Raw genomic sequence first — 12,632 nt, forward strand, 5'->3', positions numbered from 1 at the left:
GGACGTGAAGAAGGTCGCCGACCCCGAGGGCGGCGAGCGCGCCGTCATCACCCTGGACGGCAAGTACCTGCCGACCAAGCCCTTCTGATCCTGCATCAGCCAGGTGGGGGCGGGTCGCGTCGGCCCGCCCCTCCCGCTTCACCGCTTCACCGATTCACCGATTCCCGAGGAGTTTCCGTGGACTTCGCCCAGCGCACCATCGACATCGCCCGCCGCAACGTCGCCGAGGGCGGCCGCCCGTTCGCGACCGTCATCGTCAAGGACGGCGAGATCCTCGCCGAGAGCCCGAACAAGGTCACCCAGACCAACGACCCCACCGCCCACGCCGAGATCCTCGCCATCCGCGAAGCGTGCGTGAAGCTGGGCACCGAGCACCTGACGGGCACCACCATCTACGTCCTGGCCCACCCCTGCCCCATGTGCCTGGGCTCGCTCTACTACTGCTCCCCCGACGAGGTCGTCTTCCTCACCACCCGCGACGCCTACGAGCCCCACTACGTGGACGACCGCAAATACTTCGAACTCGACACCTTCTACGACGAGTTCGCCAAGGACTACACGGAGCGCCGACTGCCCATGCGCCACGAGGCACGCGAAGCGGCGGTCGACGTCTACAGGGCCTGGCAGGAGCGCAACGGCGGCGAGCGCCGCGTGGCCGGTGCCCCCACCGTCTGACGCCTCACCCGTGCGGCGAGCGGTCCCCTGAAGTACGCGGCGCGCCGGCTCAACCGCCCGCAGCGGCGCCGTCACGGCGTGGATCCGCGGCACCGCGCAGGTGGCCTCCCGCCGTCACCTCGATCAGCGCGGCCCCGCTGCGCAAGGGGACCGCGGCGACGCACGGGTGGCCGAGCGCGGTGAGCCGGGGCAGGAGGCGTTCGGCCGCTGTGCCCTTCTCGGCATCGGACCGGACGTCCGGCTGCCCGCCGCAGTCCGCGACGGCCGTCTGGCCGCTGACGTGGCCCTGCGCCAGGGCCTCGCGCGGGCTCATGCCGTGGACGAGAGTGCCGAGGACCTGCTGGGCGACGTAGTCCGGGATGCCGTCGCCGCCCGCCGATCCGGCGACCAGGCGGATCTTGCCGCCGGGAGCGAGGACGAGGGTGGGAGCCATCGACGTGACCGGGCGTTTGCGCGGCTCCATGGCGTCGGGGTCGCCGGTGCCCGGCGCACGGGAGAAGTTGGTGAGGACGTTGTTGAGGGCGATCCCCCGCGCTTCCAAACCGGCCCCGAAGTTCATGTTGACCGTGGTGGTCATGGACAGGGCGTTGCCATAGGCGTCCACGATGCCGACCTGACTGGTCGTGTCGTTGCCGGACCGGGCGCCGGAGGGCCCCGCCGGACCGGGGCGCACGGGGTGCACCGCGGTCGTGGGCGAGATCAGGGCAGCGCGCCGGTCGAGGTAGGCGGGGTCGCGCAGCGCCGCCAACGGCACGCGGCCGAAGGCCGGGTCGCCGGTGAAGGCGCGGGCGTCCACACCCGCCAGCCGGCTCGCCTCGATCACGCCGGCCGTCCCGTCGCGATCGGCGAGGACTCGACGGCCACGGGGCGGCCAGGGGACGAGCCCGCGGCGAACAGCGGGAACACGAGTGAACCGACGGCGAGGGCGGCGAGCGCGCGGCGACAGGTGATCACAACCTGATGGATACCCGGCTTCGCCCATGGAGCCGCGGGGCCGACGGGGAATGCCCCGCCGTGCCGGGCCCCGCTCCGCTCCCCCGGCGAGGACCACCCGGCCCTCCGGCGGACGCCCGGCCGCGCGGGCCCCCGCCCGATCTGCCCGGAGGTCGCTGACCTGCCGTGGTCGCGGACCGGGCCGGCCACCGCGTACCCGTACGGCCGCACCACGATTGGCAGGCGCAATCCGGCCCGAGGATGCTTGAGCGTGTCACGGCACGAGAGAGCGGGAGCGGGCACGTGAGGGCACCGGGTGCGAGGCGCACTGCCGTGGGGCGCTGGTGCCTGCGCCACCTCCAGCTCCTGCCCGTCCTCCTGCTCGTCGTGGGCGCGCTCCTCGACTACAACACCTCCCCGCACTTCAGCGCCGAGGCGTTCTACACCGCCGCGCCCATGACCGCCGCCGCGCTGCTGTCCCTGCGCGCGACGATCCTGGCGGGCATCGGTGCCTGCGCCGCCGACTTCGCGCTGCTCACCCACTTCGGGTTCATCGGGGATTCCGGCGGGCGCAGCGAGCTCGCGGCGGTCGCGACCGTCTCGGTCTTCGCCGTCGTCGTCAACCGCCTCATGTATTTCAGCGACGTCCGGCTGCAATCGGCGCGCAAGATCGCCCTCGCCGTGCAGCGCGCGGTGCTGCCCGAGCCGCCGTCCGCGATCGGGCACCTGCGGATCGCCGTGCGCTACCAGTCGGCCGTGAAGGGCGCGCAGATCGGCGGTGATCTGTACGGCGTGCAGGACACCCCGTACGGCGTGCGCTGCCTGGTCGGTGACGTGCGGGGCAAGGGGATGGACGCCGTCAAGGCGGTGGACGTGGCGCTGGGGGTGTTCCGGGAGGCCGCCGACGAGGAGCCCACCCTCGTCCGGATCGCGGCCAGGCTGGAACGGGCGCTGGTTCGGGAGGCGCGGCGGCGGCAGGGGCCGGAACAGACCGAAGGCTTCGTCACCGGTGTGCTCGCCGAGATCCCGCACCGCGGCGACGAGCTACGGCTGGTCAACCGCGGCCATCCTGCGCCCCTGCTCCTGCACGGCGGCGAGGTGCGCAGCGTGGAACCGTCCGTACCGGCCCTCCCGCTGGCGCTGGGGGAATTCGGCGCCGACGAGGACCGGACCGACACCCTGCCCTTCCCTCCGGGCACGACCCTCCTCCTCTACACCGACGGCCTCACCGAGGCACGGAACCGCGCCGGGACCTTCTACGACCCCGGCACCCACCTCCCCGGCCGCACCTTCCCCGGCCCGGACGCCCTCCTCGACGCCCTGCTCGACGATGTCCGCCACCACACCGGCGGCCGCATCAGCGACGACATGGCACTGCTGGCGGTGACGCGGGACGGGGGCGGCGAGAGGCCGTGACAGCGCCGGGCCGCCGGGCATCCCTGGAGCTCCTCGGCGAGGGTCCGGCGGTCACTCCGCGGGCCGCTGGGCCGGGTCCTCGGTCGTCGGCGGGTCGATGACCGGCACCGGTTCGAGGCCGATCTTCTCCGCTATCCGTGTCAGCAGCGCGTCCTGTGCGGCGAGGTGGCCCTGAAGGTGTGCCATCTCGTGCAGGGTCGCGCTCGCGTCGTGGAAGGTCGCTTCGGAGCGCTTGTCCGACGCCGCGGCCTGTACGTTCTGGCCCACCATGATGACGGACAGCAGGACGAGCTGGAGGAACGTCTGCGCCACCCAGGAGACGATGGCCGCCGCGCCCGCGTCGATCGCGTCCGGGAGGCTGATCAGGTCGAAGAGGGCGAAGGCGTAGGCGCACCACATGCTGCCGACCGCCCGTGTGACGACGATCGCGACCTTCGTGTTGAACCGGGTGACCGCGCTGCCGCGCGGGTGCTGGTCGGTGACCTTCACCGGTCCCCGGGCGTCCCGCGCGGCGATGTGCGGGTGCGGCAGGTGTTGATAGATCGTCATGGCGTGGCTTCCTGTCGAGGGGGTGGCGGCGGGCGCGGGCCGCACGGCCGGAAGCGGCACGCCTCTCCCTGCTCTGCCCGCGATTCGGTTCTACCCTGCAACTCGCTTTTCCCGCGCCCGGGTTTGGTCACGTCTGCGCAAGGTTCCCGGAACCGTTCCGCGCGCGTGCGCGCGCATGGCCGGGACAGCGGATAGCGTCGCGCCCATGGACGAACGAAACGGTCTCGCCGTTCCCCATTCACTGGAGGAGGCGTGCGACCCGCGACGCCTGGCGCTGCTGGTGTACGACATGCAGGTCGGCATCCTGGAGCAGATCGGCGAGCGCGACCGCGTCGTCAGCCGGGTGACGGAGGTGGTCGGAGCGGCCCGCGCGGCGGGAGTCCGCACGTACTTCCTGCGCCATGTCACCCTTCCCGCCGAGCTGATGGGCGTCTCCCAGCTGCGCATGTGGCGGGGCTGGCAGCGAGCCGGGCGGGCGGCCGACGTGGTCTCCCCCTTCCCTCCGGACGCCGCGCACACCCAGCTCCTGCCCGAGCTGCGGCCCACGGAGCGGGAGGCGGTGCTCGACAAGATCACCATGTCGGCCTTCGAGGGCACATGGCTCGACATCGCCCTGCGCGACTGCGGGATCACGACGGTGGCCGTCGTCGGGGTCGCCATGGAGATCGGGATCGAGCCGACCGTGCGCCACGCGGCGGACCTCGGTTACGTCCCGGTCGTGGTCACCGACGCCTGCGGGGCGGGCAACGCCGAGGCCGGCGAGCGCTCGCTGGCCGCGCTGCGCTTCGCGGGGGACGCGCTGCTGACGACCACCGAGGAGTTCCGTTCCGTGCTCGCTCCCCGGTGATCGCCGGCGGATCCGGCCGTGCGATCCGCCGAAGGCAACTAACATCCGGACACATGTCCATTCATGAAGTAGAGATCAACGCGCTCCAGGGCGGCTCCGCGGACCTGCGGCAGTACCGGGGCAAGGCCGTGCTCGTCGTCAACGTGGCCTCCAAGTGCGGCCTGACTCCCCAGTACGCCGGCCTGGAGCGGCTGCACGAGCGGTACGCCGCTCGGGGCTTCACCGTCCTCGGCGTCCCCTGCAACCAGTTCATGGGCCAGGAGCCCGGGACGTCCGAGGAGATCGCCCAGTTCTGCTCGGCCACGTACGGGGTGACCTTCCCCATGACCGAGAAGGCCGAGGTCAACGGGGGCGGCCGGCACGCCCTGTACGACGGGCTCGTCCCCACCCCGGACGCCGGAGGCCACACCGGCGACATCCGCTGGAACTTCGAGAAGTTCCTCGTCGCCCCCGACGGCACCGTGGCGGCACGCTTCGCCCCGCAGACCGAGCCGGACGCCGCCGAGGTCGTGGCGGCCATCGAGAGCAACCTGCCCGCCTGACGGCCGGGTGCCGGACCGGACCGCGCACCGTACGGACACGGTGCGCGGTCCGGTTCACCCAGCGCTGCGGTCCTCGATGATCCTCGCCAGCACCGAGGAGAGCGGCTCACCGCCCAGCACGTCCCGCAGTTCCTCGACACCTCGCGACCGCTGCGCCGGGGTGAGTGAAACGTAGTGTTCGATCCGTTCGTTGAACGTCCGCCGGAATCGCGCGTAGAGGCCGTCGTCCTCCAGCACCGTTTCGCCCCGCCCTCCGACAGCAGCAACGCTCAGGATGGGTGGGGCGGTTCCGGCCAAAACTCGCGGGCGCGCCTCGCCGTGCCCCTACGATCCTGGGCCATCACTCACCAGAGGAACCAGGGGACACCGTGACAACGCTCATCACCGACCATCCGGCATGGACACCCCATGCCGACAGCAGCACGACCCGCGCCGTCCTGGTACGCGATGCCGCGTGGTCAGCCCGCTGGAGCGGGACAGACCTCGCCCTGCTCCCCCTCGACAAGACCGTCGACGCACCACCGCGCATCAACCGCACCCCGGCCAACGACGTGCCCACGACCGCACCCGCCCCATTGCATGACGCCTTGACCGCCCTCGGCACGGTCGTACGCTTGCCGAATCCGTCCCTGTGGGACGCCATCACCACGGCGATCCTCCGGCAGGTCGTACGCGCCGCACAGGCCCGCGCCCTCTACCTCCGCTGGTGTGCCGCCCACGGTACCCGCGACACCCCGCACGGGCCCGTTACGCTCACGCCCGCCCCCGACGTCGCCCTCAGCCTGCCCGACGACGCGTTCCGCCGAGTCGGCGCGGCCTTCCACCGCACCGCCTTGCAGGCCGCCGCCGCGGCCTACCAGCAGCACGGCGACAACTGGGCCGGGCTCGGCGCCGACGACCTCGTCAAGGCCCTCGACGCCATCCCGCGCGTGGGCCCGTGGACCGCTTCCGCCGCCGCCGCGGACTACACCGGCGACTTCGCCGTCTACCCGCACGGCGACCTCGCCGTGCGCACCTGGGCCCGCCGCGCAGCACCCGACGCACCCCTGCCCGACGGCGAGCGCGCGTTCGCCGCCGCCTGGCAGCGCTGCGCGCCCGACCGACCGCAGCTCCATGCCCTGACCCTGTTCACTCTCGCTTGGGGGACCCATGCCCGCACAGCCGAGCACAACGGAGCACCAGCCGACCGCACCTGACCTCATCGCCGGCGCTGACCCCTTACGGGAACTCGACGCCCTGTTCGTCAACGCACCGCTGCGCGACTACAGCCTGCGTCCGCGGATCAACGACTACACCCTGCCCGTCCTCGGGCTCGCCTACATCGCCACCTACGCCGCCCACGCCGGCTACAACGTGGGCGTCCTCGACGCCGAGGCGCACGGGCTCGGCATCGGCCAGACCCTCGCCGTCATCAATGCCGCGCGCCCCCGCTGGGTCGGGATGAACCTGCTCGCGCCGACCTACGACCTGTCAGCCCGCATCGCCGCCGGCCTCGACGAGAGCATCGCGCTCATGGTCGGAGGGCACCACGCAAAGGCCATGCCGCATCGCATCCTCGCCGACCCCCGCATGTCCCGCTTACACGCCTTGGTGGTGGGCGAGGGCGAATCCCGCGTCGCCGCCCTGCTCGACAACGGCAAACGCCGCGCCGAACTCCCCGGTGTCATGTGGCGCGACCGCCTGCTCGGCACCACCGCGGTCGGCATCGCCCACGGCAAGGACACAGCGCAGTGGCTCGCCCCCAACGTCAACGAGTTACCGCTCGTCGACCGCGTGTACCTCACCCAGGACCCCTACCGGGCCGAGGACGGCCGTACCGAGGCGAGCATCGTCGGCTCCCGCGGGTGCCCGTACGACTGCGGATTCTGCGGCGCCGCCGTCTCCGCCAACCCGGACATCACTATCCGCACCCGCTCACCCGAGAACATCATCGCCGAACTTGACCACCTTCACGCCGAGTTCGACACGACCGCTTTCCGGTTCGTCGACGACCTGTTCCTCGGCGCCGCCCGCATCGTCCGCCCCACCATGCAGGCGTTCACCGAGCACCGCATCGGCAACCGCTACGTCTGGGACGCGACCGGCCGCATCAACGTCCTGCACCGCGCCGACGACGCCCTGCTCGACACCCTCGCCCACAACGGCTTACGCGAGGTCGCCCTCGGCATCGAATCCGGCAGCGACCGCATCCTGCACGCCATGGACAAGCGCATCACCGCCGACATGACCGAGACCGTCACCCGCCGACTCCTCCAACGCGGCATCGGCGTCAAGGGGTACTTCATCCTCGGCTACCCCGGCGAGCAGCCCGACGACCTCGACGCCACCGTGCGCCACATCCAGAACCTGTGGCACCTCGCCGACACCCTGCCCGGCCGCTTCCGCGCCTCCGTCTTCGAGTTCCGCCCCTACCCCGGCACCCCCATATGGCAGCAGCTCACCGACGACGGCCACGACCCCGACAAGCTGCTCGCCTATGCCGACGTCGACCTGACCGACCACGGCGCCGACGAGTCCCTGCGCGCCCGCGACGAATTCAGCTTCTCCGTCGGCATCCAGTTCGGCGGCGTCCCCCTGCCCACGCTCCGCACCACCCTCGCCGCCCTCGCCCGCGAACAGCACGCCCGCAGCCGCGCAGAGAGGGCGACAGCATGACGGACGCCTCCGGCCTGTTCATCACCCTCGACGGTCCCGGCGGCGTCGGGAAGTCCACAACAGCCGTCACGCTCGCCGAACTGCTGCACAGCCGCGGCACCCCGGTTCACGCCACGACCGAGCCGTCGCACAGCGCCCTCGGCCGCTTCACCCGCGCCCACGCCGACCAGATCCACGGACGCGCGCTCGCCTGCCTCGTCGCCGCCGACCGCTACGACCACATCAACACCGAGATACAGCCCCACCTCGACCGCGGCGAGACCGTCGTGTGCGACCACTACCTCGCCTCCACCCTCGTCGTACAGCGCCTCGACCAAGTACCCGAGCGCTTCCTGCTCGACCTGAACGCCGACATCCTGCTGCCGCACCTGGCCGTGATCCTCACGGCCGACCCACAGACGATCACACGGCGTCTCACGGCCCGAGGAGCACATCACCGGTTCGAGAGGGACCCCGCGGCGCCGGCCCGCGAGGTCGAGCTGTACCGTCTGGCCGCGCAGACGCTCCGGGACATGGGCGTCACGGTGCTGGTTGTCGACACAGCCAGCAGCACCCCATCGGATGCAGCCGACCGAATCGCCGCCGCCGTCCCGGCACCCCCGGTAGCGTCGCCACCAGCCCCACCCAGCACGCATGACCGCACCCCCTGAAACAGAACTCGGAGCACGACGTGCAAGAGACCTGGGACACCGTCGAGCGGCTCGTCGAATGGCTCGACGCAGAAAGCACCGTCTCACCAGAAATGGCGCGTCTGCTGCGCGTACTCAAGATCAGCGAGGAAGCCGGCGAAGTCGCCGAGGCAGTCCACGGCGTCAGCGGCTCCAACCCGCGCAAGGGAAACAGCCACACATGGGACGACGTACAGACCGAACTCTGCGACGTCATCCTGACGAGTATGGTCGCCCTAAAAACGATCACGCCGGACGCGGCAAAGGTATTCGAGAACAGGCTCGCGCACGTCGCCGAGCGGTCGCTCAGCCGCTAAGGCCTGTCCGGCGGATCTTGTGGTCGGTGCTGCGGGTGGTCGTCGTCCGCACCACCGCTACGCGGCGGTGTCCTCAGAGAGGAAACCCGAGAAGTTCCTCGTCGCCCCCGACGGCACCGTGGCGGCACGCTTCGCCCCGCAGACCGAGCCGGACGCCGCCGAGGTCGTGGCGGCCATCGAGAGCAACCTGCCCGCCTGACGTACGGTGCCCGACCGGACCGCGCACCGTACGGATGCGGTGCGCGGTCCGGTTCACCGGGGGCCGCGGTGCTCGATGATCCTCGCCAGCACCGAGGAGAGCGGCTCGCCGCCCAGCACGTCCCGCAGTTCCTCGACGCCTCGCGACCGCTGCGCCGGGGTGAGTGAAACGTAGTGTTCGATCCGTTCGTTGAACGTCCGCCGGAATCGCGCGTAGAGGCCGTCGTCCTCCAGGACCCGGCCCGCGAGCTCCACGAGGGCGGCGGTCCCGGCGAAGTCGTCCTCGGGTACGGGGTGGCCGGGCAGGACGTCCGCGAACCGCCCGGCGTCCCGGCCGAAGCGGGTGCCGCCGAGTCGCCGCACGGTGAAGACGTGCGCGTAGTGCTGTTCGTGGAGGGCCAAGGGAAGCCGCCCCAGAGCCAGCGACTCGTGCAGCGCGGTCAGTCCGGGGGCGAGGAGGTAGTCGGGTGCGGTCGCCACGTGCGGCAGCAGTTCCCGCTGGGGCAGGAAGCGGCAGTCGGCCCGCCGTCCCGCGGCCGAGACGGTCCGCTCCCGATGCCCGCCGAAGGGGCCGCCGCAGACCAGGACGCGCCGGAACCGCGCCCAGTCCCGCAGCAGGTCCGGAAGCCACCGGTGGAGCAGCCGTACGTAGGCGTTGTTGACGTCGAAATCCAGCAGGAAGTTCTTGAACCCGCCGACGTTGACCAGCAGATCCCAGGTGGGTTCCGCATCGGCCGACACCTTCCGCAGACCTTCGACGTCGATGACCGAGCCGGTCAGATGCATCGTGCGACGCGTGGCCGGACCGGCGAGCTCGGCCATGCGCCGGGTGGCGCCGGGGAAGTTCTGCACCACGCTGTGGGTGGCGAGCAGGTGCGCCGCGATGACGTGCTCGTGCGGTGAGAGGCGTCCCAGGTGCCGCGCGGCCTCCGCGAAGGACGAGCGCGGCATGCTCGCGCACAGCTCGCGGATCTCGGTGAGCGGGCGGCCGGTCTGCCAGAAGCTCAGCAGGCTGTCCACCAGGACCACCGGCCGGCGCGCGACGACGGCCCGCACGACCAAGGCGGCGTCCATCACCGAGACCACCTGGTCACTGGAGTTCACCAGGTCGTCGACCGGATCGGTCCCGGCCCCTGCCGCCCAGCCGCAGGCGGCCTCCCGGATCTCGTCGAAGGCGTCCGCGTTGCGCCACGCGAACGCCGCCGCCACGCCGTCGCCCACGAACACCCGCTCGTGGCCGGAGAGCAGCCGCGAGACCGCGACGAGTTCGGAGGCCGGACCGAAGCCGCAGTTCTGCGCGCCCATCAGGATCCGCACGGCTTCAGCCCCCCGGCCGTGCTGAGGCCGGGGCCGCCGCGGCGGCGAGCACACCGACGAGCAGTTCGGCGAACTCGGCCGGGTGTTTCGCGTAGCCGGCGTGGCCGCCGGGGAACTCCACGAGCGCGCGGCCGAGCCGTTCGGCGAGGGCTCTCGCCGGGCGGTGGATGGCATGCGTACGCGAGTCGTGGCCGCCTGCCGGCACGATCCTGTCCGCCACACCGCGGAGCGCGGTGAGATCGGGGACGAAGCGCGTCGACGGGCGGACCACATGGGCCAGGAAGAACGCGCTGTTGTCGTGTGCCTCGGGCAGCTCCGGCGCGGGGCGGCCGCCGAAGACGACTTCGAGCTCGCGCAGGGCCGGGGCGACGCCGTCGCGGCGGAACACCTCGTGGACGTGGTCGAAGAACGCCAGGTGCCGATCGGCGTCCGGCAGCAGCGTCATCGCGGGCGGCTCGTGCGCGACCACCGACCGGATCCGGTCCTGATGGCGCGCGGCGAGGTCGAGCGCGACCAGTGCCCCCGAACAACTGCCGAACACATCGACCGGCTCGTCCGCCGCGCCGATGTGGTCCAGCAGCCGGCAGGCGTCCTCGGTGTGCGTCTCGATCCGCTGGTCCGTCGGCGGGCCGTCGAGCGTGCTGCGCGAATTGCCGCGCGGGTCGTAGGTGACGACGCGGCGACCCGAGGCGAGGACGGCCGCCGCACGCTCGAAGACGGCCGCGTCGGAGCCGCCGCCCGCGATGAGCAGCAGGAGCGGCCCGGAGCCCCGCACCTCGAAGTGGAGCCTCGCGCCGGGTACTTCCAGCGTGCCGTTCTTCAGGGCGTCCATCACACTCCAGGGTCGGGACCGGCGCGGCTCTGAAGGGCCTCGACCAGGCTACGCGCAGCGGAGACCGCGGAGAACAGGCCGCCGCTCCGGCCGGGCGCGTACGCGTCGTCATACGCCCTCCCGTGAGACCGCCCGTCCCGTCTCACTCCTGCGCGCCTGTCTCACCGGTGCGGGGACCGGGCATCGCCTACCTCACGTCACCCACCTCGAAGGAGACCGCACATGGCCCTCAAGAGAGCATGGACGCGTTCCGCCGCACTGGCCACGGCCCTCATCGCGCTGGTCTCGACCGCACCGGCCTCGGCGTCCACCGGCGAACGCCCGCGCCAGGACGGGCCGTTGCAGTGCCAGGGCACCGAGTCCGTCAGCTACCGCCCGGGAGTCACCCTCAAGCCCCGGGACATCGCCATCACGACCCACGGGCGCTTCACCCGGTGCACCGACGGCACGGGCGAGGTGACGAGCGGGTCGTACGAGGAGCACTTCACCCTCTCCGCCGGCTGCAACGATCTCCTGGAAGGGTTCACCACCCGGCGCACCTTCACATGGAACACCGGGGATTCCAGCGTCGCCGAGCTCAGCGGCAGCAGCACCGCGGTGGCGGGTCAGGTCGTCACCACGATCACGGGCACGGTCGCCGAGGGCCGCTTCCGGGGCCGGACCGTGGTGCAGGTCATCACGCTGCCGCAGCCGGGGGTGCTGGAATGCCTCGCCACCGGCTTCACGGGCGCGACCGGCGTGACGACGCTCGCCGTCACGTGAGGCCGCCCGCGCCTCGGCGCACGCCGTCCACGCAGCAGTTGACGAAGTCCTGGACGGCGGTGTCGGTGTCGTCGGCGGGAGCCCAGGCGACGCCGACGCGGCTGGGGCTGACGCCGGTGACGGGGCGGTAGACGATGCCGGGGCGGGCGTAGTAGCGGGCGGCGGACGCGGGGGCGAGGGCGATGCCGTAACCGTTGGCGACCGCGCTGAGCCAGTCGTCGGGCCGGTCGGTGACGGCGCCGACGCGGACCGGCCGTCCGTCGCGTTCGTCGGAGGCGAGCCAGTGGTCCCGCCAGGGGCCCGATTCGGCCGGGGCCGCCACGAACGGCTCGTCCCAGAGGTCGCGGAAGGGGATCAGCTCGCGGGCGGCGAGGGGGTGGGCCGCGGGGAGCACGATCCAGCGCGGCTCGGTGAAGAGCTCCGTCACCCGCAGCGCGTCCTGGCCGGGGAAGGGCAGCCGCAGCAGGGCGACGTCCACGTCCCCGTCGGCGAGTCCCGCGGTCGGGTCGGACCAGGCGGCCTGCCGCATGTCGACCCGCCGGCCCGGCCGGCGGCGGGTGAACTCGGCGACGATGTGCTGCGTCGCCTCGTTGGCGGCGCTGGCCAGGAAGCCGACCCGCAGGACGCCGGCCGCCCGGCCCGCCGCGTTCTTCGTCTCCCGTGCCGCGCGGTCCCACGCGGCCAGGAGCGCCGGTGCCCGCGCAGCCAGCGCCCGGCCCGGTTCGGTGAGGGTCATGCCGGTCCGGGACCGCGTGAACAGCCGCGCCCCGAGCCGGGTCTCCAGCTGCCGGATCTGTTTGGTCAGCGCCGGCTGGGAGACGAAGAGCAGTTCCGCGGCGCGGGTCAGGCTGCCTTCGTCCGCGACGGCGACGAAGTACCGCAACAACCGGGTGTCCACATCCATGCCGTCAGGTTATAGAC

Annotated in this window: 16 protein-coding genes and 2 pseudogenes; 11 read left to right on the forward strand and 7 right to left on the reverse strand. The window is 72.1% G+C overall.

Annotated features, from left to right (window positions below):
• Together AB0435_RS09335 and AB0435_RS09340 are read left to right on the forward strand one after the other, a co-directional pair.
• Window positions 1–88 (forward strand): annotated as a pseudogene (locus tag AB0435_RS09335) (cyanate hydratase); the annotation flags it as partial.
• An 89-nt stretch (window positions 89–177) separates the two neighbouring features.
• Entirely contained in the window at window positions 178–675 is a 498-nt protein-coding gene (locus AB0435_RS09340) for a nucleoside deaminase (RefSeq protein ID WP_366426567.1), read from the forward strand.
• A 49-nt stretch (window positions 676–724) separates the two neighbouring features.
• On the opposite strand, the gene AB0435_RS09345 is transcribed toward AB0435_RS09340, so the two are convergent.
• Window positions 725–1,498, reverse strand: a complete 774-nt coding sequence (locus AB0435_RS09345; RefSeq protein WP_366426568.1) for a gamma-glutamyltransferase — start codon at window positions 1,496–1,498, stop codon at window positions 725–727.
• Window positions 1,495–1,629, reverse strand: a complete 135-nt coding sequence (locus tag AB0435_RS09350) for a hypothetical protein (RefSeq protein WP_366007856.1) — start codon at window positions 1,627–1,629, stop codon at window positions 1,495–1,497. Before AB0435_RS09350 ends, AB0435_RS09345 begins: the two co-directional genes overlap by 4 nt.
• 312 nt (window positions 1,630–1,941) lie before the next feature.
• Here AB0435_RS09350 and AB0435_RS09355 point away from each other — a divergent pair, with 312 nt between their 5' ends.
• A complete protein-coding gene (locus tag AB0435_RS09355; RefSeq protein ID WP_366426569.1) occupies window positions 1,942–3,024 on the forward strand; it encodes a PP2C family protein-serine/threonine phosphatase in 1,083 nt (360 codons plus the stop codon).
• A gap of 51 nt (window positions 3,025–3,075) precedes the next feature.
• On the opposite strand, the gene AB0435_RS09360 is transcribed toward AB0435_RS09355, so the two are convergent.
• A complete protein-coding gene (locus AB0435_RS09360; RefSeq protein ID WP_366426570.1) occupies window positions 3,076–3,573 on the reverse strand; it encodes a hypothetical protein in 498 nt (165 codons plus the stop codon).
• 205 nt (window positions 3,574–3,778) lie between these two features.
• On the opposite strand from AB0435_RS09360, the gene AB0435_RS09365 reads away from it, so the two are divergent.
• Complete coding sequence (locus AB0435_RS09365; RefSeq protein WP_366426571.1) at window positions 3,779–4,420, forward strand: cysteine hydrolase; 642 nt, start codon at window positions 3,779–3,781, stop codon at window positions 4,418–4,420.
• 53 nt (window positions 4,421–4,473) lie between these two features.
• Window positions 4,474–4,962 (forward strand): glutathione peroxidase, encoded by a 489-nt coding sequence (locus AB0435_RS09370; protein ID WP_366426572.1) that lies wholly within the window; start codon window positions 4,474–4,476, stop codon window positions 4,960–4,962.
• Window positions 4,963–5,016: 54 nt separating this feature from the next.
• Here AB0435_RS09370 and AB0435_RS09375 read toward each other — a convergent pair whose 3' ends face one another.
• Complete coding sequence (locus tag AB0435_RS09375) at window positions 5,017–5,199, reverse strand: hypothetical protein (RefSeq protein ID WP_366426573.1); 183 nt, start codon at window positions 5,197–5,199, stop codon at window positions 5,017–5,019.
• A 131-nt stretch (window positions 5,200–5,330) separates the two neighbouring features.
• Between AB0435_RS09375 and AB0435_RS09380 the strand changes: the two genes are divergently transcribed.
• The 5 genes and pseudogenes from AB0435_RS09380 to AB0435_RS09400 all read left to right on the forward strand — a co-directional run.
• Window positions 5,331–6,158 (forward strand): hypothetical protein, encoded by an 828-nt coding sequence (locus tag AB0435_RS09380; RefSeq protein ID WP_366007861.1) that lies wholly within the window; start codon window positions 5,331–5,333, stop codon window positions 6,156–6,158.
• On the forward strand, window positions 6,112–7,617 hold the full coding sequence (locus tag AB0435_RS09385; RefSeq protein ID WP_366426574.1) for a radical SAM protein: 1,506 nt from the start codon (window positions 6,112–6,114) through the stop codon (window positions 7,615–7,617). Before AB0435_RS09380 ends, AB0435_RS09385 begins: the two co-directional genes overlap by 47 nt.
• Window positions 7,614–8,267, forward strand: a complete 654-nt coding sequence (tmk, locus tag AB0435_RS09390) for a dTMP kinase (RefSeq protein ID WP_366007863.1) — start codon at window positions 7,614–7,616, stop codon at window positions 8,265–8,267. Before AB0435_RS09385 ends, tmk begins: the two co-directional genes overlap by 4 nt.
• A 20-nt stretch (window positions 8,268–8,287) precedes the next feature.
• Entirely contained in the window at window positions 8,288–8,602 is a 315-nt protein-coding gene (locus tag AB0435_RS09395) for a MazG-like family protein (protein ID WP_366007864.1), read from the forward strand.
• An 88-nt stretch (window positions 8,603–8,690) separates the two neighbouring features.
• Window positions 8,691–8,801: pseudogene (locus AB0435_RS09400) on the forward strand (glutathione peroxidase); the annotation flags it as partial.
• A gap of 53 nt (window positions 8,802–8,854) precedes the next feature.
• On the opposite strand, the gene AB0435_RS09405 reads toward AB0435_RS09400, so the two are convergent.
• Together AB0435_RS09405 and AB0435_RS09410 are read right to left on the reverse strand one after the other, a co-directional pair.
• On the reverse strand, window positions 8,855–10,117 hold the full coding sequence (locus AB0435_RS09405; protein ID WP_366007865.1) for a hypothetical protein: 1,263 nt from the start codon (window positions 10,115–10,117) through the stop codon (window positions 8,855–8,857).
• A gap of 4 nt (window positions 10,118–10,121) precedes the next feature.
• The gene (locus AB0435_RS09410) at window positions 10,122–10,949 is read right to left on the reverse strand and encodes an alpha/beta hydrolase (RefSeq protein ID WP_366426575.1); all 828 of its coding nucleotides are present in this window, start codon (window positions 10,947–10,949) and stop codon (window positions 10,122–10,124) included.
• A gap of 222 nt (window positions 10,950–11,171) precedes the next feature.
• Here AB0435_RS09410 and AB0435_RS09415 point away from each other — a divergent pair, with 222 nt between their 5' ends.
• Window positions 11,172–11,711, forward strand: coding sequence for a hypothetical protein (locus AB0435_RS09415; protein ID WP_366426576.1), 540 nt, complete (start codon window positions 11,172–11,174; stop codon window positions 11,709–11,711).
• On the opposite strand, the gene AB0435_RS09420 is transcribed toward AB0435_RS09415, so the two are convergent.
• On the reverse strand, window positions 11,704–12,615 hold the full coding sequence (locus AB0435_RS09420; RefSeq protein ID WP_366007868.1) for a LysR family transcriptional regulator: 912 nt from the start codon (window positions 12,613–12,615) through the stop codon (window positions 11,704–11,706). The two genes, AB0435_RS09415 and AB0435_RS09420, sit on opposite strands and share 8 nt — an antisense overlap.
• Between the last annotated feature and the right edge of the window lie 17 nt (window positions 12,616–12,632).

It is taken from the genome of Streptomyces sp. NPDC051173 (assembly GCF_040689515.1).
GTDB lineage: Bacteria > Actinomycetota > Actinomycetes > Streptomycetales > Streptomycetaceae > Streptomyces.